Raw genomic sequence first — 24,799 nt, forward strand, 5'->3', positions numbered from 1 at the left:
CAACTATTTAAAAACCAACATTTATATTAAGGTTAAATTGCTTGGCACTTGGATAACCAAATGCACCCATCGTCTCCGGATCAATACCACGGTACTTCGTTGCCGTGAATATGTTTTGAATATTCCCCACAAACTTAAGACTACGCATCCCTATACGGGCAGCCAACTTGGGGTCTACAGCGTAACTCAAGGAAATATTATTCATCTTCAAATAAGCACCCTTTTCCAATTTAGAAGAAAACAGATAACTGCTAACGGCCGACTTTGACCTTAGGTTGTACGAAGGCACGTGAGTCATATCCCCCACCTGTCTCCAACGGAATTGCTCATCAGCTGGTAAGTTATACCGTGCCGCACCAAATGGTGTCCCCATGTTAGATGCAAAGGAACGTATAAGATGTCCACTCATAAAAGTGAAGTGCGTAGACAAACTCAATCGACCATAGGAAAAGGAAGTCCCAAATCCTCCACTGGTCGGAGGATACGACAGCCCCAGATACTGAAGCGCACTATTCGTAAACTCGGTGTCCATATCAATGTAATAATTACCTTTCCCGTCAGGATGTCCTATTGGATTTCCAGCGGCATCATTCGCATCAATATACCCCAATGCATTGCCTGTCGCCGGATCTACACCAGCAAACTGATAACCATACCAAGAACTTGCACTATATCCCTGTAAGAATGTTTTTTGTACTTCATTATTTGGCATAATAGGCAAGTCTTTTAGAGACTTGTAGTACGTATCGATAATCTTGTTCTTATTGATGGCCAGATTAAAATTCGTTGACCATCTAAATTTGCCTCGCTCGATATTTACGCTATTTACAGAAAACTCCCAACCACTGTTCCTTAAACTAGCGACATTAGCACGTACATAATCCCTACCTGTAGAGATAGCCACTTGCATATTATCCAAAAGATCCGAGGTGACATTATTGTAATAGTTGATCTCTCCATTGATACGGTGGTCAAACAATGCAAATTCCATTCCCAGACTTCGATCCTGCTTCCGTTGCCACTTTATCGCAGGATTAGCGGGAGTGATAGAATTAGGCACCTTCTCCCCTTCGTAACGATACGATGTACTATTATTCTTTAAGACAATAAATGGATAGGCATTGCGGTCTATACTTCCTGTAAAACCATAAGAACCTCTAAAAGAAAGCGAACTGATGAAACCGAACCGTTTCATAAAGTCTTCTCGAGACATATTATACCTAAAACTGGCATTCCATAAGGGCGTAAACCTATTGTTTGTTCCGATGATATCGACACCATCCATTCTGTAACTACCGCTCAGCACATATTTTCTATCATAGGTATAAGTAGCCGTTCCATAAAATGAAGCCGATCTTTTCTGCTGTTCATTACGTCCGAATAAAGATATAAGACGTAATTTATCCACACCTACGCCTTGGAGATCTGGGAAGCCCACCAAACCATACTGTTCGTCAAACTCAGGTGAGTAGTAATGAAATGAATTACTGCGATCGTCCGAAATCTCTTGCCCCAATGCCGCCGTTACAAAGTGCTTTTGATTCCAGGTCTTTGCAAAATCAAATTGATTACGCCAGGTATATGCCAGTGATCGCGCCGAGTTCTCCCGCAGTGATCCGTTATTCAGATAATCCATAATCTCCTTCTCCTGGTACAGCGAGTTGAGCCATGCCTCTGCTTTAGAGGTATAAGATCCTGCAGCATATATGCGATCTCCTACATTATTATTCACCGCATAGGTCCCCTGTGTGTAGAAGGTTAGGTAATCTAGCATGCGGTATTCCAGTTTGACATTGGCCTGCGTGCTGTTGTACTTGCTATGTGAAGTATTATTCCGCATGTCTTCCAGCATATTGAAATCATAGCGATACCCCTCCTTGATAACACTTAGATCAGGAAAATACGAATAGTCATAGGCATAACTGCCATCGGCGTTATAAGGACGCTCATAAGGATTGGCAAATGTGGCATACTTTAGAGGGTCCACGATAGAAGCTGTACTGCGGTCATTCTTATTCGCGTTTATCAAATCAAAAAAGACACGTAATTTACTGTTAAAGTCATGTGTTATTTTGATTGAGGCTCCGTAACGTTTGTAAACATTATTCTCTAAGACCCCCTGTTGTGTCAGATAATTCAGCGAGGTATAGAACTGTGTCTTTTCGGTTCCAGACGAAAGACTCACACTATTGTTTTGTGTAAATCCGGTTCTAAATACCTCATCATACCAATTAGTATTGATCTGACGCAACTCTTCAATACGCGCCATACCTTCTTCGGACGTCATTTTCCCCCGTTCTATAGCGTCTAGATAACGGAATACCCTTCCATCATTCTTGAGATGAGGAAAGTCATTATAGAGTCCGATCTCAAAATCTACTTTTTGCGCCCCAGTCATCATATGCAATTTACTCTTCGGTGCTTCGTCGATACTGATAGATGAACTCACATTCAGATAACTGCTGCCCGATCTTCCCCTTTTTGTTTTAACGACAATCACCCCATTGGCAGCCCTCGAACCATATATCGCTGTCGCAGCAGCATCTTTTAAGATCGTAATACTTTCGATATCATCGATAGGAATATTACCAATACCTGAAGTAGCGATAGAATTCTGTAAATCGGCTCCTCCCAATCCTAAATTGGGCATATCCCCCTGCATCGGCATACCATCCACAATCCAAATAGGATTCATATCACCTGTTAGCGAGTTCAATCCACGGATGCGCAATTGTGCTGCTGCCCCCGGCTTACCGGAGATGTTCATCGCAGAAAGCCCTGCAACGGTACCTTTCAGGGCCTGATCCATCGATGTAAAACCTTTTTCCGCAAAATCCTTCTCCGTTAGCGTCACAGCTGCCCCTGACATATTCTCTCTTTTTACCGACTGATATCCCGTCATCACGACCTCGTCGATATATTGATTTGTCCCTTCCATATCGATCGACATATCCAATGGGTTTCCCGTGTAACTAATCGATTTCACATAGGGCTTCATTGCAATATGTTTCGCTAGTAAATCGTACGTACCATGTTTCAGACTTTTAAATTGAAAACGCCCCCTTTCATCGCTGGTTACTGTTTCTTTTCCTATCGTAACGGACGCTTTATCCAAAGGCAAACCAGAGTCCCTATCTCTTATTATTCCCACAAGTGCGTACCGCTCTTGCTTTGGTTCTGTTTTTACAACATCATGGGGATGGATAACGATCGTATTATTATTAATGCTGTATCCTAGATTAGCGGAAGCCCCCAATTGTTTCAAAAAGACAGCAAGATCTCCACTTGCATTTTTGAACTGCAGTAGCTGATTTTCATTCATCTGCTCAGACTGCCAGAGCACATTCATTCCTGTCTGTTTCTTAATATCCTTAAAAAACTGACTGACGGTGATTTCGCTTTTTGACAGCTTGACTTGCTGTGCATGGGCCACAGAGCAAGCTAGCCCAACCGACAAGGCGAGGTAAAGTCTCTTCATAAAAAGTTAAAATTTAGTGATTGATAATTGTATAGTTATTATTGTGATTATGTGCTTATATTACTCCTTCTTCTTGACCAAAAGGTGTGAACCTTTGATCTCAAACCGGACAGCCCTCGTCATTTCGAGTACATCCAAGAGATCCTTGAGCTTTGCAAATTTATCCACCGAACCGTTCAAATGGATACGTTTCGTATCTAATCCTGGAGCCACCTCTATCTCCACATCATACCAGCGGGATATCCGTCTTAGTATCGTCTCTAGGTTTTCATTGGCAAAGACAAACGAACCATCCATCCAAGCCTTTATTTCGGAAGCATCCACTTCCTTAACCTTTATCCTCCCATCAAGCCCAACAGTACTCTGTTGGTTTGGTTTCAATAGCTGTTTAATCCCCGTGAGTGTTGCCGTAACTTCGACTTTTCCTTCTATTAGCGTCGATAGTACATCCACGTCTTCTTTATATGCAGAGACATTAAATTGCGTACCCAATACCTGTATTTGCTGTGATTTGGACTTTACTATAAAAGGCTCATATTTTGTTCCTTGAGTAGCTGCCAACTGTCGGGGCTGTACTTCAAAATAAGCTTCACCATCCAGTTCAACCTCTCGTTTGCCCCCTACAAATCGATCCGGAAAGCGCAGAGAAGAACCTGCGTTAAGCCAAACCTTCGTCCCATCTTCTAACAGCAAGCCATATTTACTTCGCTTAGGGACAATCAGCGTATGATAGGTAGGAGGCTGATCCGCCAAAGATTTTCCATCAGCAGAAGAATAACTCAACCAGCCTTCTCCGGTATTTCTAATACCTTTCCCAATTTCCTGTCCCTCCTTTGCATTCATGCTGCCCTCCAGTACAACTTGTTCGCCGTTACCCAAAACCAAGACTGCTTTTTCCTCTCCCTCTTGAACAACAGTAATGTTTGCAACGTCCCGCACAGGATTAGTAATTGTATGGTCACGCTGCCATAGGTATAGACTACCCAAAACACAAACTAAAATAGCCGCAGCGGCTACTGCACTATAAAATCTTCGTATACCGAAGTAGCGTCGTTTGCGATTTTGCAACAGCCCTTTCTCACTCAATCGCATACGGATCTCACGGAGATCATCAAGCACCTCCAATTCCGTCACAGCATGCTCTTGAGCAGCTCCCTGGATCAACCATTCCTCGAGCAATAGCAATTCCTCTTTACTAATACTTCCGTCCTGGTGCTTCTGCAGTAATTTTTCTAGACTAATATTATCCGACTCCATATTTTGGTTCAATCATACTAAGGACAGTTTACCCGAACCAAAGGGTTATTGAAATTTTGACTTTTTTTTATTTTTTCTAAAACAGGTAGACAAAAAGTACACCCAAGTTCCGTTTTAGAGTTTTTAATGCCTTATGCATATGATTTTTCACGGTCTCTTCCGAGATGCCCAATGTTTCCGCTATTTCCTTACGGGACAGGTTTTCCTTGCGGCTCAGTTCGAAGACCTCCCGCATTCTTGGATGAAGTCCATCTATTTCCCGTTCGATAATTTTCTGCATTTCCTTTTCACGCATGAGATAATCCGTTCCCTTAGGTTCGACAGCATCTAAAAACGATAAAAAAGAATCAATATATCTAGTCTTCACTTTTTCGCGACTGATCTGATTGAGCATCGCATGGCGGATAGCGGTAAATAAGTACGCGGTAAGATTACTGGATATTTCGAGTTCTTCCTTTTTTTCCCATAGCTTCAGAAAAAAATCATGCACCAAATCCTTTGCTCCATCCCTATTTTCCCATCTTTTGAGCACAAACAAATATAATGGACCACTATACCGCTCATAAATCTCGGTATAGGCTGATGTATCTCCTTTACGGAGACCGTTGACCAACTCTAAATCCGAAAGTATCCTATCCATACCAAATTGACATCTTACTATTTCGAAAGCTTCAAAAAATCAAAATGAAGCAACAAAAGTATATATTTATTCTTAAAATACAATTAAGGCCCCTCATTTCCAGAATAACGCATTATTGCCGGATTATTCTTATTTTTCCCCTTTCAATCCTTACCATTGCTCCACATGCATGACATAGACAACTTACAAAAGAGCATAACTGTCGACACATTCCATACCGATGCAATAACGCATGTGTATCAGTATCCTCTTTATCAGATTCTCCTCTTCGATCAAGAGACCATTATACAGATTGACTTCACAACCTACATTATTCCACCGCAGTCTATCCTCTTTCTCTCTCCCTTTCAACATCTCTCTTTTAGGAACGATGGTACTACCGCCCCGCAACAACTCCGTTTCCATGGCGATTACTACTGCATCGAATACCACAAAAAAGAAGTCGCCTGCAATGGGATATTGTTCAACAACATCTACATACAGCCCTATGTAGTCGTTCCGATCTCCTTATTTCATCAGGTTGAAGAAATTTTCCTTAAAATAAAGGACGAAATCAGTCTCCTGTCCCAACATTCGGACGCTATTATAAAAGCTTATCTACAACTTATTCTCGCGCTCTGCAGCAAAGAGAAAAAATCGACCATGAAAGATTTTTTGCCCCTAGAACTTCAGGACAACACCTTGGCTTTGCAGTTCCAAAAAGATCTTGAACTCCTATTCCTTGAACAAAAGAGCGTTGCTTATTATGCCGACAAAGTCCATCTAAGTATCGATAGATTTAGTAAAAAAATCAAACAACAATTGGGTAAATCGCCCTCTACCTTAATTCAGGAGCGCACTATATTGGAGGCAAAAAAAATGCTACACCTCACCCACCTCCCTATCAAAGAGATTGCAGAACAACTTTGCTTTCATGATGAACATTATTTCAGCCGGTATTTCAAAAAAAATGTCGGAATATCTCCTTCGCAATACCGGGAGCAGGTAGGCATCTCTATTGTGGCAAAATAATCTATGGGATAGCCGTTTTTGTCCATTTTCCAGAATACTCCATCTCTTTATTTTTGTATATACAAAAGATATAAAAATGGAAAAACAATCTCTTCTACAGTTCTTGGCAAATGCACAACGGAACTTTATTCACTTTATCCGCATCAGCATATTCATCGTGATGGCCTGGATAGGCGGACTTAAAGCCCTTCCTTATGAAGCTGATGGTATCGTCCCTTTCGTAGCCAACAGTCCCTTCATGAGTTTCTTTTACAAACATCCAGCGCCCGAATACCAAAGCTATAAGAATCCAGAAGGCAAGACAGTACAAAAAAACATAGATTGGCATATCTCTAATGGTACTTACCTATTTTCATATGGATTAGGAACGGTCATAGTATTGATCGGTATTCTCACTTTTGCAGGTATATGGTCAGCCAAACTCGGTCTTATTGGAGGTTTACTGACCTTCGGAATGTCCTTAGTCACTTTGTCCTTTCTTATCACTACCCCCGAAGTCTATGTACCTAATCTCGGAGGAGACTTTGTAACCCCGCACTATGGCTTTCCCTACCTTTCTGGAGCAGGACGTTTGGTTCTTAAAGACATTATCATGCTTGCTGCTGGTCTGATGGTCGCATCAGATGCTGCCCAACGCCTAGTAAAACCCTTTAGCAACAGTTAAACCCATAAAAAACAGAAAAGCAAATAACTAAACACAACTTCAATAGATACAATCTATGCAATAATTCTATTCTCACCTTTCTGTTTTCCCTATTTTAGCCGTGCATATCCAGCAATCACACACAAAAGCTGTTATCAGCTAATAACAAGAAGCGGGTACTTTATGTATTTTTTCAAACTGGGTAAGCCTTTTTCAACGGCTATTTTAAAGTGTAGATTTAGATACGTGTATAAAAATATGCCATTGCCAAACATAATTTAAAACCCCGTAAGGGATTCATATTTTAATTTTATAGTAAGCGATGACAAAACTTATCAATTTAAATGTTTTCAAAGATTTTTTTCAATCGAGCAATGCGGGTGGGATACTCCTCTTTATCTGTGTGATCTTATCCATGATTCTCGCGAATACCGGCTTTGCTATTCCACTGCAGAACATTCTCGATCATCCGTTGGGGTTTGAAAACGAAAGTATACATTTACGTTACCCCGTTTTACTTTGGATCAATGATGGTCTCATGGCCATATTCTTTCTATTGGTAGGCTTAGAGATTAAGCGGGAGATTGTCGAGGGGGAACTGTCATCCCCAAAAAAAGCCTCTCTTCCTATCTTATGTGCCATTGGCGGAGCGATCGTTCCTGCGCTTCTATACCTTAGTTTTAATGCCGGTCAAGAGACGGCATCCGGATGGGGTATTCCTATGGCCACGGATATTGCTTTTGCACTGGCCGTGATCAACCTTTTGGGAAATCGTATTCCGAGCAGTCTAAAGATCTTCCTAGCGGCACTGGCTATTGTTGATGACCTCATCGCAATTCTGGTGATTGCCTTTTTCTATTCTTCTGGTATCGAGACTAGCTATCTGCTATATGCGGCTATAGGCTTGGTCATCCTTCTAGTGATGAACAGGATGAATGTGCTCAATCCTTACCTTTACCTTATTCCTGGTATATTTATCTGGTATTTTGTACACCATTCGGGCATCCATGCGACGATTGCAGGTGTATTAGTTGCGATGACCATTCCGACCAATGATACGGATGTCGAATCTCCATTAGAGCGTCTGGAGCATGCGCTGACAAAACCCGTCAATTTTCTCATCATTCCTCTCTTTGCCTTTGCCAATACCAATATCACACTAGAGAGTGAGATGGTAGCTGGACTAACCTCCTCTTTGGGGCTAGGAATCTCTTTAGGCCTATTATTAGGTAAACCAGTAGGCATACTGGCAACTTCTTATCTATGTACAAAACTGAAATTAAGCAGTCTACCCGAAGGTAGCACTTGGCGACATATATTAGGAGTAGGCTTGTTGGCTGGTATCGGATTTACCATGTCCATCTTCATAGCGATCCTTTCTTTTGGAGATCCATTACATGTATCCGAAGCAAAACTATCCATCCTGGTTACGTCTTTATTAGCAGGAATCATTGGATACCTGACATTGCGCTCCAATAAAGCATACGCCGACTAACATAGCAGGCTTCCATCAAAAAGGGATTTTCTAAAAGCTTTAGAAAATCCCTTTTTGATTCTATCGTCTGCTATCTATTTACACGTGCAACCCTCACCTGATCCGATCCCAGTTTTGTTTTTAACCAATTCTCTAACGTGGTTACAGAAGCGGCTTCTAGATCCTTATTGGCACTATAAAGCAGCATATTCTCATGATAACTACTATCCGAATCAACGACAACCAGTTGTTTCCCAATCGAAAAAGGAACCAGATTAGGGAATAGAATAGTAATTTCCTTTATCAATTGTTTATCCTCAAATGTATACCCGGACAACTGCTTCCGTAAATTCTGAATAGTAAAGTCTTTCTCAGACACATTGTAAGATTGCCTATTGATTTCCTGCAGGATATCCTGCTTCAGGTCTGTACTATCCTGCCGTATGTGCAGCTCCGTATCCTTTATTTTGTATGCTTCTAATCGGTCATTTATCTGGGCAAGCTCCACATTCGAAAATCGCTTATCCAAAAATGCCAGCTCAACTTTCTTCGGCCGGCTATTAAAACTGATCTTTTCATAAATCAATGTATATCCTTTGTCCACGAACTCATTTTTGACAAATAATTCTACATTCTGCGAGTATTTTTTCTCCTGCAATAAGACATAGGCTAAATAAAAGCTTGGCACCAACATCACCAGGATCAGGAAAGATACTGTACGTGTGATCCGTTTTTCCTTACCGGCATCTACAAATTTAACTTTAGGATACTTCAATAACTTGACAATCAAAAATGTCGAGATACAGATAAAGAAACAATTGATGGTATAGAGATATAACGCCCCTGCAAAATAACTTATATTACCGACTGCCAAACCATATCCTGCGGTACATAATGGAGGCATCAACGCTGTAGCAATCGCTACCCCAGGAATAGGATTTCCTTTTTCTACTCTCGTAATAGCTATCACGCCGACCAATCCACCAAAAAAAGCAATCAGTACATCATATATATTTGGAGAGGTCCGTGCCAAAAGCTCGGACTGTGTCTCTTTAAAAGGGCTCAAAAGAAAATAAACAAAGGACACCAACAGACTTACCAAAGTAGCTATCAACAGGTTCTTCAGCGACTTTTTCAGCAGGTCAAAATCATAAGTACCTAATGCAAATCCTGCTCCCACAATAGGCCCCATCAAAGGGGAAATCAACATTGCCCCGATGATCACCGCAGTAGAATTGACATTAAGACCAACCGATGCCACGACTATAGCACAGGCCAGAATCCACAGATTAGCACCACGGAAGGAGATATTGGACACCACATTATCTAACACTTTTTCTTTGGAATCTTCACCTTGGTGCAGATTGAAAAATTCATATACCTTGTTCATTCAATAAAATATAATTAAGCTATTTTTCATTAAAACACACGAATCGGTACAAAAGTTTGTGTATAACACCATATTTCACTCGCCCATTCCCCTGCAAACAACACACTTATTACTACTGCTAAAACGTTATTTTAAAATATATTTGCATATGTGTAAACTATACACTACCTTTGTATTATCATAATTTAGGTTTATAATTGGTTATAAAAGGTTTTCATTCTCCCCGTTTGAAAACCTTTTTCTTTTGATATCAAACTGATTTTCAAATCTATTTTCCCAGCCCTAACTTATAGGTATACAATGCTCTATCCCTTGCAAAAGCATGTTCTACAATTCGAGTCATCGCTTTGGATTCGAAGTCCGGATTCCAGCGTTTCACGTACATCAAATCTTTATCAAATTTGCGCAATTGCTCTTCCGGATTGAATATTCGAAAATAAGGTGCCGCATCACAACCGCAACCGGCAGCCCATTGCCAGTTGCCCACGTTGGCACTACAGTCATAATCTAATAATTTTTCAGCAAAATAGGCTTCTCCCCATCGCCAATCAATCAGCAGATGCTTGGTAAGGAAACTAGCAACAACCATCCGTACCCTATTATGCATAAATCCTGTTGCATTCAATTCTCGCATGCCTGCATCCACCAGCGCATATCCGGTATTACCTTGGCTCCAGGCTTCAAATTCCTTTTCATTATTGCGCCAGGCTATTCCTTCATAAGCCGGTTTAAAACATTGTGTTTGAGAATCAGGAAAGTGAAACAAAATCTGCATAAAAAATTCACGCCAGATCAATTCATTCAACCAGGTTTCATTGCATGCATCTGCCAATGAAACACACTTCCGTATAGACACTGTTCCAAAGCGCAGCGCCACACCCAACCTTGTCGTGGCATCCAATGCCGGAAAATCTCTAAACCGATCATAATCCCTGATGCTGGTCTCTTTCAGAATAGGTTTTACAAAAGTCAAATCTGTCTTCTGAAAACCCATACTTTCCAACGCAGGCAGTTCTTCAAAAGGAAGCTTTTTGAATCCAGTAGCATCTATCTCGAAAGGAAACAGATTCTTGGCCTCCAGCTTAGCTTTCCATACACGGCTGTAGGGTGTAAATACGGTATAAGGTGAACCGTCTTTTTTTAACACATCTGATTTTTCAAATATGACCTGATCCTTAAACGATCGAAAGCCTATCCCTGCGCCATCGGCCCAAGTTTTAATGAACTCATCTCGCTTTACCGCATCGGGTTCATAATCTCTGTTACAAAAAACAGTTTGAAGTTGATAATCTGAATGGAGCTGCTTAAATATGTCCAAGGGCTCTCCCACATAAACCTTTAAATCCGCTCCGAACACCTGTAACTCCTGTTGGAGTTTCGTCAATGCTTGATGAATATAGTCGACTCGCCTATCATAAGAGTCAGGCAGTTTATTCAGAATATCAGTATCAAATATAAAAATCGGAAGCACTTCTGCACCGTCTTTCAGGGCCTGAGATAGACCATGATTATCCTCCAGCCTCAAATCCCTACGAAACCAAAAGATACTTACCCTCGCTTTATTTACATCCATATGAATACCTCGCTACCTAGTCTTCGTAGATGACATATTTGGTACGCATCTTCTTATAATCGGTCAATCCCTTGGCCCAGCTGGCGCGAATTTGCTTTTCACTAACTCCTTTTTCAATCTGTTGACGGAGTGCATCTGCACCGGACAGATTTTCGAACTTACCGATTTGATCCGAAAAGCTCCGATCAAAAAACTTATCTTTTTCGGGAGACTTGCGATACAGCTCTATAATCCAGGAAAGATTCAATTGCTTACTTTTTATCAACTCCCTCACGTCATAACTTCTCAGATCCAATCCATAACACACCTCATTCATAAAAAGAGGCTTCTCACTCATTCCTTTTTTACTTACCGGCGTAAAAGAAAAATCATAAATCCCTTTGTATGCAGGACTTCCGATAATGGTGAAAGGAAAATCCGTCCCTCGACCGTGATTGACCTTTACCCCTTCGAAAAGACATGTACTCGGATAGAGCAAGATACTTTGCTCCGTATTCAGGTTAGGTGAAGGACTTACTGGCAACTTATACAACATGTGATGAGCATAGCTTTCCACAGGGATAATTTTCAACTTACATTTCTTTTTTGTTGTCATCCAGCCTTCTCCGTTGATCATCTGGGCAAATTCTGCCGTTGTCATTCCGTGCGCTATAGGAACCGGGAACTGCCCTATGCCCGATTTATGTTTATTTTCCAAGATCGGTCCGTCGATGAGGTAGGCATTGGGATTGGGACGATCGAGAATCAACATTTCTTTATCGTGGTCAGCACAGGCCTCCATGATATCTCGTAATGTGTTGATATTCGTATAAAAACGAACGCCCATATCCTGTACATCGAATATAAAAATATCCACGTCGGACAAATCTTCTGCGGAAGGTTTCTTTTTATTACCATAGAGCGAAATAATCGGAATATTAGTCTGTGCGTCCACCTCATCACCGACTTCCGTGCCATTACTGGCATTGCCTCTAAAACCATGTTCTGGACCGAATATCTTAACGATATCCACGCCCAAAGTCAGTAAGCTATCGACCAGATGTTTTTCCCCAATCACTGTTGAGGGATTCCCCAGTATGGCTACGCGTTTTCCCATTAGATAAGGCACATAGCGTTCAGTCTGCTGCGCACCTGTTCTAATCCGGTTATTACAATAGTCCAATGCTTGCTGTGCCTTTAGCGCAGCTGTCCCGGCAAAAATCAAAAAAATACTCAACAAAGTTTTTTGTCCCAAATTCATATCGTTCGGATTACAGTTTTAGTAAATATGTATAAATTTAGTTATTTTTCAGCAACACAGATAGCACCGGACTCGGTCTCTTGAATCGACGCCGCTCTATTTTTATACCGATCACTTTGGATAAAATCAGACAAACGACACGGTATTAAACGTTTAAGGACGGCTTGCACAGCGATTGATCAAAAGCAACATATTAGCTTTTCTCAAAAAATATTCGTATATTTGGCCATTATCACAAAAGGCCTCTATTTCTTATCTTTGAGCCAAGTCCGCTGCTACTTAAGAACATACACCTTTCATTATTATATTTATCTTTAATTCTATTAAATGGCTAAAAGTCAACTAACATTCAACAAAAAAGAACGCGCGAAGAAAAAACAACAGAAGAAAAAAGAAAAGCAAGAAAGACGGGAAGTAAACAAATCCAACAATAACAAAGGAAAGTCGATGGAAGAAATGTTTGCTTACGTTGACGAATTCGGTAATATCTCGGACACACCTCCTACGCAGGTCTATAAGTTCAAAGAAGAAGATTTGCTCCGTCCTGTTGATCAAGAAGACGAATTCCTTTTTGGTAAAGTCTCCTACTACAATGAAACAGGAAACTACGGTTTTATCCGCGACAATGAAACCCGCGAAACCGTTTATTTCAACGACAAACTAGCAGGCATGGTACTAAGCCTCAACCAGAAGGTCAAATACAAATATACAAGAACTAAACAAGGTAATCAGATCTCCGAAGTCGAGCTCATGTAATTTTGTTTATCGCTTAATAATATTGACGAAGGTTGCCCGACACAAACGAGCAACCTTTTTTAGTGCCCCCCCAATCCTTCAGCTTGGGTATATTTATCTTGTGGTAACATCCAACGGATTACAAAATACAAAGCCACCGCAGAAAGCGCCAATATACTTCCTGTTCCTAGCCATAGGGTATCGAATCCCAATTGATATACGATCTGCGTACCTAACAAAGGCGTAATAATGAACGAAAAGGAAAAGCTCATCCCGTTCAATCCCATATAAGCACCTTGATTTTCCTTCCCCGACCGGAGCGCCGTTATGGTAGACATAAATGGCAACACCAGAATCTCGCTCACACTCAATAGTGTAATCGATAACAACAGAACAGAAAAGTGGTGATCAATAGCCAAAATAGCATATGCTATGGCACACAGCAACGCGCCATAAAGAATGGTCTTTGCTATTGACAAATACTTGTCAGCCAAGTTGACGACCAGCATTTCGAGCAGTACGATAATAAATCCACTGTACCCCAGCACGTAGCCTATCGTCGCCTGATCCATCTTTGCTACCTCTTTGTAGAAAATCGGAATGGTATTGAAAAACTGAAAAAAGCAAATCGAGAAAATCGTACAGAAAAAACAGAAAATAAGAAATGGCACATCCCGATACGGAGACTTGCTTTTCTCTTTCACTTTTGCGACAAGCTCTTGTTGATGATTTTGTCGTTCCTGTACTTTAGCTTGAAACAATTTATGTCTCTTTCTAAAAAACTTAACATAGACAATTCCTGCTATCAGTGCACCTGACGTATTGATTGCAAACAGGAACTCATAAGAAATAGCGGATAAGATCCCTCCCAAGGCCGGGCCTATAGAAAACCCTAAGTTTACAGCCATTCTATTTAAAGAAAACGCTCTCGTCAGGTTTTGCGGCTTAGCATATTTGGTTATAGCCACCGAGTTTGCTGGACGGAACGTCTCACTGATGATACTCTGTAACAAAATAATACAGGCCATCCCTTCTACCGTCGGGAACAGAGGAATCATAATAAACAGCGGAGCACTCAAAAACAAGCTAAGACTCTGCACCCGGTACTCGCCAAATCGGTCGGTAAAGAATCCTCCCAGCCAAGAGCCTATCACCGATCCGATACCATAAAAGCTCAACACGATCCCCGTATGTGTGATATCAAAATTCAGATGCCCCGTCATGTATACCCCCAAAAACGGAATCACCATGGAACCCGTCCTGTTGATCAACATCACAATCGAAAGCATCCATGCTTCTCTAGACAATCCCTTAAATGAATCCGTATATGCGCGTAATATTTTCACCTGGCTGTTTCTAATTAATAAATCACAAAGTCACTCTTATCCGCCCAAAAGTACAAAAATCTATGCACTGCATCTACTTTCTAACAGAAAAGGAAAAAATAAAGGTTTAAATCATTAGGCCGAAATAATATCAGAAGGCAGCTGTAGAATGCCCAGGTTTCTACAAAATATTCGGAAACAGTACGCTATAGAGGATAAAACCGAAGAGATACACTACTTTTGCCATAGGGTTCATACACCTTAACCATCATATACCGCACTTGACCTCCACCATACAGGCTAGGCGCGGAGTATAAAGCTAAACAACAAACATGCATTACTGGAAAAAGATCAATTTTGAAGAACAGAGACAGCACATTACAGATGCGCTCTCCAAGAACATCGACTATCAAAAAATAATCACGCTCGGTGTACCCGGATCTAAATTGGACGGTCAGGTGTTCTATGACCAGGCAACCTTTTTGAAAGAAGCACCTTTTCTCCAATCCATTGTTCAGAACCCCAACCATATCGGTTGTCATACCTTAGGTGATTCTGAGCCCTATTTCGCAGGAACACAAGAGATCGAACGCGAAGTCATCAAGATATTGGCTGAAGATATCCTAAAGGCCGAAAGCAACAGCTGTGACGGCTATATCGCGACAGGAGGTACCGAAGCCAATATCCAAGCCTGTTGGATGTACCGCAATCTTTTTATACAAGAGTATAATGCCCGTCTGGAGGAGATCCTATTAATAGCTTCCGAAGACACGCATTACTCCGTACATAAGGCTTCCAATTTACTTCAGATCGATTATCTATCTATCCCCGTCCACATGGATGACAGGAGCATTATTGCTGACGAACTCGAAAACCTTGTTGCCCAAGCCAAACAAAATGGCAAAAAATATGCTATTGTCATTTCCAATGTCGGTACCACTATGTTTGGCAGTGTAGACAATCCTGATGATTACGCAGCGGTACTGGCCAAGCATGAGTTAATTTTCAAGATCCACATGGATGCAGCCTTTGGAGGGTTTATCTATCCTATCGTACAACGTCAAAACAATATCGGCTTTGACAATCCTCACGTATCATCAGTTACTCTCGATGCCCACAAGATGTTACAGGCTCCTTATGGAACCGGTGTATTCTTAGCCAGAAAGGGATTAATCCAATATGTCCTCACGAAAGAAGCCAAATATGTCAACGGTATGGATATTACGCTGAGCGGTAGCCGCTCGGGAGCCAATGCCATCGCCGTGTGGATGATTCTACAGACCTACGGCCCTCATGGCTGGTTAGAAAAGCTAAATACCTTATTATACCGAACAAGCGTATGCTGTACCGATCTGAACCAACTCGGCATTCGATATTTCAGGCATCCACAGATGAATATTATTACCATCCGTGCATCGGATATGCCGGGAGAACTGGCGCAAGAGTTCGGCTTAGTGCCCGATTCCCATGGCGATAGCTCACAATGGTACAAAATCGTCGTAATGGACCACGTACAGATCGATGTTTTAAAGCAATTTACTGAAAGGCTAGCAGCGGCTAAAGGTTCCTCTTAGTCGACAATATTTATACATATAAGTAAGGTCGCTAAGCATGGAATAGCGACCTTTTTTCGTAATTTTGCACCTACATCAATTCGATACGTTATGTCAATAGGTACAGAATCAGACTTAATAGGTATGCAACAAGCAGGCGAAGCAGTAGCTTATGCCTTACGCGAAATGACAAAATATGCACAACCAGGCATGAGCACGAAAGAGCTGGATGACTATGGAGCAAAGATATTAGCGAGTTTCGGTGCCAATTCAGCTCCCTATCTTACTTACGGCTTTCCGGGCTGGACATGTATCAGTGTAGACAATGAGTTCTGTCACGGTATCCCATCTGAAGAGCGTATTTTACAAGAAGGCGACCTGATCAATATTGATGTATCCGCTGAGCTTAATGGTTATTGGGCAGATAATGGAGGTTCTTTTATAATAGGAGATGATATACACCAGCATCAAAAACTAGTGAATGCCTCTAAAGAAATCCTACGAAAGACTATCGACAATATCAAGGGCGGCGTCAAGATCGCAGACATCGGCCATCTGATGGAAACTGAAGCCAAAAAGCGCGGTTTCAAAGTGATAAAAAATCTTGGTGGACACGGCATTGGCAGAAGCCTTCACGAAGAGCCAGACGAGTTGCTCAACTACCGCAATAAATACGACCAGAGACGATTCCGTAAGAATAGCGTAGTAGCGATAGAAACATTTATAGCTACAGATTCCACCTACGCTGTAGAACTGAACGACGGCTGGACGATGGTCGGTAACAAAGGAGGCTTTATGGCACAGCACGAACACACCATCATCGTGACAGATGGGAAACCCATCATCCTTACAGCCGCTAACGAAGTACTTAACTAGGCACACACCTGGTTAATACTTTGCTATAGCGCAAACCAATAATTGATTTTCATCATAAAGGTGTTGGTAGCCGGCAATCCAAACATCCGATCTAAGTTATTCCCCCAGCCCGGCTGATACACCATATCGTTGCGGGATTGATTATGTTCCCATACCACATACAAGGTAGAACCCGGTAGATATTCCCAACGGGCCACTAGGTTAGAGCGAAACTCATTAAAACTAAAATTTGGATTTTTAAAGGCATAGCTCTGTTTTCCCTCTTGGGCGACATACTGCCCATCGACCAACTGTACGCCGTCCGCCGCAAACATGGTGAACCGATCCTCATATGTTTTAGCATCCATATCTTTAGCCAATTTAAACCTATCATACATCGCCGTCGAGGTAAATGGCGATCCATAATATTGAATCGAGATATCCGGCGTTACATTAAGCTGCAGATTGAGTGTCACTCCATAGGTCTTCTGGTCCATACGTCCCAAGATATAGGCGTTGGTACCATCAGTCTCCACTGTACTGACATACTGCAGATTGTCCTTATTCCAGGCATAATTAAATTGCCCCGCTATACGAAGATGGTTGCCGACACGAAATACCATACTTGGATGCAGGGTGTTATAAACCGTAGATTCATCCCTATAATAACGTCCGTTATACTCCAGTTTAAACATCACAGGTTTGGCCCTATCTGTACTGATCATTGCATTGGTTTCCAGATTTGCATTATAGCGCATATCAGGTCCTCCGCGAAGCCTTCTGCTATCTATAGTATTCCAGTTAAAAGTCTCTTTGATATCCATCTCCACGCGACGCTTGATACTCAGGCTACGCCAACGGACAGCAAAATCATTATTGACTGCTTTCCCTCCATAGTTCCACACGTTTTTTTGCGTCAGGTTAATCCCCGCAAAACGGAACGGCCCCCATGGATCAGTCTTACGAAACACCACTTCCGATTCATTAGACTTATAATCGGCCTGTTTCATATAACCGACATCATTTAGATCAAACCCTGGAGAGGCCCAACTGAAAGTTTGAGAAAAATTCCATTGTGCATTCCCTTTTTTACCGGCTTTGACATAACCACTGCTCCCTTGAAGCGTGGTCTGTTCAGGCCGGAGATCCAAATAAGACTGTCCCGATTCCCTATGGTAATAATGCGCTGCATTCTGTTTGGTATTCAAAATAGCCGACGACGAACCATGCAAGGTACTGAACATGCCTTTGGCATCGATATAGTAAAGTCTATTGACAAAGTATTGTGTAAAATCAACTCCTGCAGCAAAAGCATTTTCAATCAGCGCTTCTTTTAAGTGTTCGGCGCGGAGATTCCGATTTACTGAGGTCAGCATACCTCCCAACAGGGTATTACCTTCCCAGTTTTTCTGCACACGCGCCACGGTATAATTGGTCAAGGGTTCGGTAATTTCGCGGTCTGAAATACCATTGCGCATGACCTTAGACGAGGTTTGTGCCGTAATACTCTCCAAGAGACCTACCGTCACCCCATTTTTATTGGTTCCGGTGAGTTTTAAAGCCCCTAAGATAGGAATCGGATTCGCTGTACTGGCATAATGATCTGTATTGTCGATCCCTTTCGGCTGATAAGAAGGCATCGCTCCGACCCTTCTGGAGTAAAACATCATGCCCCCTTCGTTATTGTCAAATTCAAGGATATGCTTTCCTTCGAGAAAGAAAGGCCGTTTCTCATCATAGAAGATTTCATACGCTGATAGATTCATGACCGATGGGTCCAACTCCACTTGTCCATAATCCGGATTGACCGTCAGATCCATCGTAAAGTCATTCAGGGCGACCTTAGCGTCCAACCCCACGTTCTGTCCCCAGCTACTCCCTTTTTGAAAAGGGCTACCCAAGATCTTCGGTTCCTTACTAAATTTAGCCATCGCGTAAGGCAAAAACTCGATTCCTTTGGGCTTCGGCAGATCAGTCATGCCATGCATCTCCCCAAAGGAAAAAACGTGACCGTTATTTTTTATCGGTATCAGACTCCAATTCTGCACCTCATTGTTCCGACGAATGATACGACGTACATGCAAGCCCCATTTGCCATCTTCATTCTGTTGGTTATAACGCAGCTGACTAAAAGGGATACGCAATTCAGCCGTCCAGCAGGAATCTGTTTTATTGATATGTGTCTGCCCTTCCCATACCGCATTCCAACTTAGATTGACAGAGAGTTTATCAGTGACCGTCAGATCTGTCTTATTACCACCGAGATTGAGATTGAACTCGGATGCCACCCGATAATCATGATACGTATCAAAAGCGATACTGATCAGATCACCATTGCTGTTATCATCCCTATTACCGATAAAGGCATTCATTGTTTCCGGGTGCACATCCTTACAATACACACCGATATAGATATTCACATCATCATAAAAGATTTTCACCTTGGTCCACGAAGCGGTATATGCACGTTCAAATGGGATTACCTGCGAGAATTTTTCAGACCATGCTCCTTTCTCCTGCCATAGAGCTTCATCCAGCTTGCCATCAATACGTGGGCGCTCCCCTTCCGTCAGCTTCGTAATGGTATAAGTTCGTTTATAGGCATCCTCAAAAGCGACCACCTCCTTTCTTTCATTATGTTGGGCACGACTTAAAAAAGAGCACAAAAGACAGCAGAGCAAAGAGCAATAATACTTCATGAATGGTTTATCGTTTTGATTAGGTTGAGATTACGATACACCAAACTTAAATAAAATGCCTTACATTCCTATTATATATACCATAAAATTTGACTATTCATTTTCCAGTTCCACAAATGCAGGTGCTAAAAACTGAATGATATCTGATGGCAACAGACTATGCGTCCCAATTTGCTGCGCCGCTATATCAGCTGCCCTTCCATGCACATATACTCCTAGCATTAGTGTTTCTTTTGCCGAATATCCTTGTCCATACAGCGCAGCCAGGATGCCAGTCAGCACATCGCCACTTCCGCCCGTAGCCATACCGACATTACCACTGCTATTAAAACAAACCTGTCCATCGGGCAGTACAATCACACTGTTAGCCCCCTTGATCAGGACGCACAATTTATATTGACCAGCCAACTGTCTTGTCTTTTCTATCTTATGCCAATCGTCATTCCATTCTCCTATAATGCGGCTTAGCTCCTTGGGATGAGGAGTCAATATGCTATTTTGTGGAACCTTAGCCAGCAGATCTGGTTCAAGGGCCAACATATTGAGCGCATCCGCATCCAATACCAACGGGACTGAACAGCCTGAAGTTATAAAATCACGAAAAACAGCCCTAGTCTTTTCATCCTTCCCCATGCCGATCCCCACGCCAACCGCCTGAAACTTGTTGGTTTCAGGAAAAGTGGTGATCAATCTGTCTTCTACATCCGTCATCACCATAGCTTCTGGTACAGCCGTTTGAAGAATAGAATAGCCGCATCCAGGCACATAGGTAGACAGCAAACCACAGCCTGATCGCAGAGCCGCTTTCAAGGCCAGTTGCACCGCGCCTATTTTCCCATAACTACCACCAATAATCAGGCTATGTCCAAATGTACCTTTATGATCAAATTTCTTGCGTTTCTTATAAAACGTCTTAATGTCTTCTTTTTTTACAAATACATAAGAAGAATCGACCGCATCCATGGCCTCTTTGCTGAGCGCAATATCCAATACGGTGAAATCATTAAAAAACTTTTGGTTTTCAGGCATCAACAAAGCCAATTTTGGACTCTGAAAGGTCAATACTTCATGCGCAAATACAACAGGAGCTTCCTTTGGCGTAGGTCTATCTGCCAACATTCCTGAAGGTATGTCTACTGCTATGACCTTGCAGCCTGAATCATTTATCTGTTGAACGATTGCGTTCCATGTCGCATCGAGCCTACGATTTAAACCATATCCAAACAAGCAATCTATTATGATCGCATTGGCAGGTATGGCCAACTGCTCATCAAATCCAAACTTATGAATCAGCGAAATCGGATTACGTTTCTGCGCCTCTATATTATCTTCCGAATAGGTATCGGATTCCAATAGATACACCGCGACCTTCACCTGTCTCTGCTGGAGATACTGAGCTAATACCAAACCATCCCCACCGTTATTACCCTTACCACATAAAATCACAAAATGTTGCTTAGACAGAACGTATTGATTATCCAATGCCGACAACAGCGCCCCTGCAGCACGTTCCATCAACTGGAAGCTAGAAATACACTGCTGTTTAGTGGTCTCCTGATCTAGCCAAGCCATCTGTTGCGCTGTAAGTATCTTAGTCATAACGAACTATTTCAATCTACTTTTGTGTAAATAGTCAATTACCGCCATCACATCCATCTCCCCCAAACCTGCCTGTTGTGCAGCGCTATACGTATCTATCAACGGTTTGGTCAGCGGATAATCTGCTCCTGCTTCTTGTGCCAATAGAACATCTTTAAGCATCAGATCTAATGCAAATGCAGGACTGTAATCATCTTTTAAGAGCAAAGGCGTTTTTACTTTAGTCGCTCCACTACCGCTAGCACTTTCATTGATGATTTCTAACATATCCTCCCGTGATACCCCTAGTTTACTGGAAAAAAGAACCGTCTCTGCCAATCCCTGGTATAAGGTTGACAAAAAGTAATTAATCGCAAGTTTGGCCGCTATTCCCTGCCCATTTGCTCCCACATGCTTCGTCAACTTCCCCATTTTCTCCAAATAGGGCATAGCACGAATAATATCTCGCTCTTCTCCTCCTGCCATAATGATGAGAGTTCCTTCTTTAGCGGGCACGGTGCTGCCTGCTACAGGCGCATCGACAAATGAAGCACCTTGCTCCCGCAACCTATCGCCTACATCACGGCTCAGCTTTTGAGATATCGTACTCATGTCCACAAAAAGCTTTCCTTCGATAGGTAACTTTGTGATCACCTCATATACAGCGGACACGGCAGCGTCATTGGTCAGCATGGTAAATATAATGTTACTGCCTGCGATCAGATGCTCGACATCCGTTGCTATCACCGATTGGGCCTCAAATCCAGCTGTCCTGCTAGAAGTCCTATTATATACCGTCAGCGGGAATCCCGCTTTTTCTAGATTCTTGGCCATGGGATAGCCCATGTTACCCAATCCTATAAATCCTATATTCTCCATAATCAAATTCTTGTGTACGTACGCTAGTATACGAAATTTCGTGTATACCCTTCCTATTTCTCTACGGATTAATATAAAAAAAACAGTCGCCGAATAATAAAAGATATATTTGTCTTTTATTAAAGAATCCTTACCTTTGATCAGTCAATCATCATAAAGATCAATTGCAGTGCCATGGAAGTACTATCTCTTTTAGAAAATATCACCTACGCAGAAAATCATCCTGCTGCTCAAGTGCTGATCAATAATGCATACAGTAAAGAAATCCGGATTGCTTTTCGAGAAGGTCAGGAGATGAAAGCCCACAAGGCGCCCTACCCTATTGTGATCGAAATTGTGGAAGGCTGTATTGATTTTGGCGTAGAAGCTCAGCGTTATCTACTTCCCAAAGGCTCTCTCATCACTCTAGAGGGGAATATTGTACACGATCTTAAAGCTACAGCCGACAGTATTATCCGACTCTCCCTATACAAGGCTGACCAAATCGAACGAGTCCAACAAGTAGCAAAAGGAAACTGATCCATGGGGCTATTTTCCAAAACATGCGAATATGCCATGCGTGCAGTGTTCTACATTGCAAGCCACTCTACTGATGGGAGCCGTCCCGGCATCAAAGAAATTGCAGAGAATATCAATTCACCAGAACACTTTTTGGCAAAAATACTTCAAAAACTCAGCAAAGGCGGAATTGTTTCTTCTATCAAAGGTCCCCATGGCGGTTTTTTCATTGAATCGCAGGGGCTCCATCGCCCATTAGCCGATATCATCACCTGCTTGGAGGGGGATGATATTTTCACCGGCTGTGGTATGGGATTGAGTTACTGTTCAGAAAGCAACCCCTGCCCACTGCATCACGAATTTAAGAAAGTAAGAAATCAACTCACACATATGCTATATAATACCACAATCGGCGAATTCAACGGCGAATTGCTCGCCGGTGCACTCACATTGAACAAGTAGTTTTTTTTGCATCAATAAAAGACAAAAACATCCTCTATCAAAACTGCAAAGAACAATATTAAAAACCGAACGCTCAAATAGAAGACAAAAATATCCTTTAGTAATTCAATATATTATGACATCAGATCAAATACAACTCGTTAAAGGTACGGTACCCGTACTAAGAGAACACGGCGTCTTATTGACCACACATTTTTACAAGCGTATGTTTGAGCACAATCCCGAACTCAAACATGTATTTAATATGGGTAACCAACAAAACAGCAAGCAACAGACTGCTTTGGCTATGGCCGTACTGGCTTATGCTGAACATATCGAGAACCCCACAGTGCTGTTGAATGCCGTCGATCACATTGGTCAAAAACATACCAGTCTTGATATCCGTCCTGAACACTATGCTATCGTTGGTCAACATTTGATCGCTTCGATTTCGGAAGTCCTTGGTGAGGACGCTAGCCCCGAACTACTAGAAGCTTGGACACTTGCCTATAATCAGCTTGCAGCTATCATGAGTGGTCACGAGCAACAACTATATGATGCACAGACGGCCAAAAAAGGAGGCTGGACCGGATGGCGTCCTTTCGTTGTTAAAGAGAAAATAAAAGAATCGAGCGAGATTACCTCTTTCTACTTATATCCTTCAGACGCCGGACAGGTCGCTGAACATCTCCCAGGACAATTTATCAGTATACGTTTATTTCTCCCTGAACTCCATCTATTACAGCCTCGTCAGTATAGCATATCCTGCTCTCCCAATGGTAAATACTATCGTATCTCCGTAAAGCGAGAAGCTGGCAGTCAACACCCCGATGGCATGATCAGCAACCGCCTCCACGACCATATAGAGGTTGGAGACCTCATAGAACTGACCGCACCTGCAGGATCCTTCGTATTGAACAAAGAGAACCTGTCCCATAAAGTATTCATCAGTGGCGGGGTAGGTCAGACACCACTATTATCTATGTTAGAAGCTCTTGTCGATAATACCGAGCAAACACCTGCCATAACCTGGATACACGGATGCCGAAGTGAACAAGTCCATGCTTTTAAGGACAGAATTGCTGAGATAAGTACGACATATAAACAGTTAGATCAGCATATTTTTTACGAGAATCTACCATCAGAGGCACAAAATCATTATCATGGACGAGTAGAACTCGACTTATTAAAACCCGTAATACTACGTCCCGAGACCGACTATTACATCTGTGGTCCTGCTCCTTTTATCAGTAAACATTATGATTTTCTGATTGCTAACGGAGTTCCTGTAGAGACGATTCATTTTGAAGAATTTGGACCTGCATCACTACAATTAAATTAATGTATATTTAAACATATTTTTGCGACCAATCACTAACTATAGAAGGGTTTTCTGCAGGATATAGCACACCACTCCTCCCCGAGTATCATATCCTGTAGAAACCTTTTATTTTATTCTACACACAAGATTTCAGGTTTGTTTATTATGCGGATTTTATCTAAGTTTAGCATTCAATAAATAACACCAAA

Annotated in this window: 19 protein-coding genes; 9 read left to right on the plus strand and 10 right to left on the minus strand. The window is 42.0% G+C overall.

The window, feature by feature from the left end; translation table 11 throughout:
* Positions 1 to 7: 7 nt before the first annotated feature.
* From M472_RS36340 to M472_RS36350, 3 genes are all read right to left on the minus strand, one after another.
* Positions 8 to 3,478 (minus strand): SusC/RagA family TonB-linked outer membrane protein, encoded by a 3,471-nt coding sequence (locus tag M472_RS36340; RefSeq protein WP_021070893.1) that lies wholly within the window; start codon positions 3,476 to 3,478, stop codon positions 8 to 10.
* A gap of 60 nt (positions 3,479 to 3,538) precedes the next feature.
* Positions 3,539 to 4,735: a FecR family protein gene (locus M472_RS36345; protein ID WP_021070894.1), complete on the minus strand. Its 1,197-nt coding sequence runs from the start codon at positions 4,733 to 4,735 to the stop codon at positions 3,539 to 3,541.
* A 76-nt stretch (positions 4,736 to 4,811) separates the two neighbouring features.
* Entirely contained in the window at positions 4,812 to 5,375 is a 564-nt protein-coding gene (locus M472_RS36350) for an RNA polymerase sigma factor (RefSeq protein ID WP_021070895.1), read from the minus strand.
* Between the two features lie 165 nt (positions 5,376 to 5,540).
* On the opposite strand from M472_RS36350, the gene M472_RS36355 reads away from it, so the two are divergent.
* The 3 genes from M472_RS36355 to nhaA all read left to right on the plus strand — a co-directional run bounded on the left by M472_RS36355 (position 5,541) and on the right by nhaA (position 8,524).
* Complete coding sequence (locus M472_RS36355) at positions 5,541 to 6,386, plus strand: helix-turn-helix domain-containing protein (RefSeq protein WP_021070896.1); 846 nt, start codon at positions 5,541 to 5,543, stop codon at positions 6,384 to 6,386.
* A gap of 76 nt (positions 6,387 to 6,462) precedes the next feature.
* Positions 6,463 to 7,050 carry a reactive chlorine resistance membrane protein RclC gene (rclC, locus tag M472_RS36360; RefSeq protein ID WP_021070897.1) on the plus strand — a complete coding sequence of 196 codons (588 nt, stop codon included), beginning with the start codon at positions 6,463 to 6,465 and terminating at the stop codon, positions 7,048 to 7,050.
* 301 nt (positions 7,051 to 7,351) lie between these two features.
* Positions 7,352 to 8,524, plus strand: coding sequence for a Na+/H+ antiporter NhaA (gene nhaA / locus M472_RS36365; protein WP_021070898.1), 1,173 nt, complete (start codon positions 7,352 to 7,354; stop codon positions 8,522 to 8,524).
* A gap of 70 nt (positions 8,525 to 8,594) precedes the next feature.
* Here nhaA and M472_RS36370 read toward each other — a convergent pair whose 3' ends face one another.
* From M472_RS36370 to M472_RS36380, 3 genes are all read right to left on the minus strand, one after another.
* Complete coding sequence (locus tag M472_RS36370; protein ID WP_021070899.1) at positions 8,595 to 9,893, minus strand: DUF389 domain-containing protein; 1,299 nt, start codon at positions 9,891 to 9,893, stop codon at positions 8,595 to 8,597.
* Between the two features lie 268 nt (positions 9,894 to 10,161).
* On the minus strand, positions 10,162 to 11,466 hold the full coding sequence (locus M472_RS36375; RefSeq protein WP_021070900.1) for a cryptochrome/photolyase family protein: 1,305 nt from the start codon (positions 11,464 to 11,466) through the stop codon (positions 10,162 to 10,164).
* Between the two features lie 16 nt (positions 11,467 to 11,482).
* The gene (locus tag M472_RS36380) at positions 11,483 to 12,706 is read right to left on the minus strand and encodes an exo-beta-N-acetylmuramidase NamZ family protein (protein ID WP_021070901.1); all 1,224 of its coding nucleotides are present in this window, start codon (positions 12,704 to 12,706) and stop codon (positions 11,483 to 11,485) included.
* Between the two features lie 327 nt (positions 12,707 to 13,033).
* Here M472_RS36380 and M472_RS36385 point away from each other — a divergent pair, with 327 nt between their 5' ends.
* Positions 13,034 to 13,462, plus strand: coding sequence for a hypothetical protein (locus M472_RS36385; RefSeq protein WP_021070902.1), 429 nt, complete (start codon positions 13,034 to 13,036; stop codon positions 13,460 to 13,462).
* A 59-nt stretch (positions 13,463 to 13,521) separates the two neighbouring features.
* On the opposite strand, the gene M472_RS36390 is transcribed toward M472_RS36385, so the two are convergent.
* Positions 13,522 to 14,787, minus strand: a complete 1,266-nt coding sequence (locus tag M472_RS36390) for an MFS transporter (protein WP_022829375.1) — start codon at positions 14,785 to 14,787, stop codon at positions 13,522 to 13,524.
* A 311-nt stretch (positions 14,788 to 15,098) separates the two neighbouring features.
* Between M472_RS36390 and M472_RS36395 the strand changes: the two genes are divergently transcribed.
* Both M472_RS36395 and map read left to right on the plus strand, forming a co-directional pair.
* Positions 15,099 to 16,340, plus strand: a complete 1,242-nt coding sequence (locus M472_RS36395; RefSeq protein WP_021070905.1) for a pyridoxal phosphate-dependent decarboxylase family protein — start codon at positions 15,099 to 15,101, stop codon at positions 16,338 to 16,340.
* A gap of 90 nt (positions 16,341 to 16,430) precedes the next feature.
* Positions 16,431 to 17,195, plus strand: coding sequence for a type I methionyl aminopeptidase (map, locus tag M472_RS36400; RefSeq protein ID WP_021070906.1), 765 nt, complete (start codon positions 16,431 to 16,433; stop codon positions 17,193 to 17,195).
* 23 nt (positions 17,196 to 17,218) lie between these two features.
* On the opposite strand, the gene M472_RS36405 is transcribed toward map, so the two are convergent.
* The 3 genes from M472_RS36405 to M472_RS36415 form a co-directional block, all read right to left on the minus strand.
* Positions 17,219 to 19,873, minus strand: coding sequence for a DUF5916 domain-containing protein (locus tag M472_RS36405; RefSeq protein ID WP_022829376.1), 2,655 nt, complete (start codon positions 19,871 to 19,873; stop codon positions 17,219 to 17,221).
* Between the two features lie 93 nt (positions 19,874 to 19,966).
* Positions 19,967 to 21,472, minus strand: a complete 1,506-nt coding sequence (locus M472_RS36410; RefSeq protein WP_021070908.1) for a bifunctional ADP-dependent NAD(P)H-hydrate dehydratase/NAD(P)H-hydrate epimerase — start codon at positions 21,470 to 21,472, stop codon at positions 19,967 to 19,969.
* 6 nt (positions 21,473 to 21,478) lie between these two features.
* Positions 21,479 to 22,336 (minus strand): NAD(P)-dependent oxidoreductase, encoded by an 858-nt coding sequence (locus tag M472_RS36415; protein WP_022829377.1) that lies wholly within the window; start codon positions 22,334 to 22,336, stop codon positions 21,479 to 21,481.
* A 168-nt stretch (positions 22,337 to 22,504) separates the two neighbouring features.
* On the opposite strand from M472_RS36415, the gene M472_RS36420 reads away from it, so the two are divergent.
* The 3 genes from M472_RS36420 (at position 22,505) to hmpA (ending at position 24,611) form a co-directional block, all read left to right on the plus strand.
* Positions 22,505 to 22,849 (plus strand): cupin domain-containing protein, encoded by a 345-nt coding sequence (locus M472_RS36420; RefSeq protein WP_021070910.1) that lies wholly within the window; start codon positions 22,505 to 22,507, stop codon positions 22,847 to 22,849.
* 36 nt (positions 22,850 to 22,885) lie between these two features.
* The gene (locus M472_RS36425; protein ID WP_021070911.1) at positions 22,886 to 23,290 is read left to right on the plus strand and encodes an RrF2 family transcriptional regulator; all 405 of its coding nucleotides are present in this window, start codon (positions 22,886 to 22,888) and stop codon (positions 23,288 to 23,290) included.
* 115 nt (positions 23,291 to 23,405) lie between these two features.
* Positions 23,406 to 24,611: an NO-inducible flavohemoprotein gene (hmpA, locus tag M472_RS36430; protein WP_021070912.1), complete on the plus strand. Its 1,206-nt coding sequence runs from the start codon at positions 23,406 to 23,408 to the stop codon at positions 24,609 to 24,611.
* Positions 24,612 to 24,799: the final 188 nt, after the last annotated feature.

The organism is Sphingobacterium paucimobilis HER1398 (genome assembly GCF_000416985.1).
Lineage (GTDB): Bacteria > Bacteroidota > Bacteroidia > Sphingobacteriales > Sphingobacteriaceae > Sphingobacterium > Sphingobacterium paucimobilis.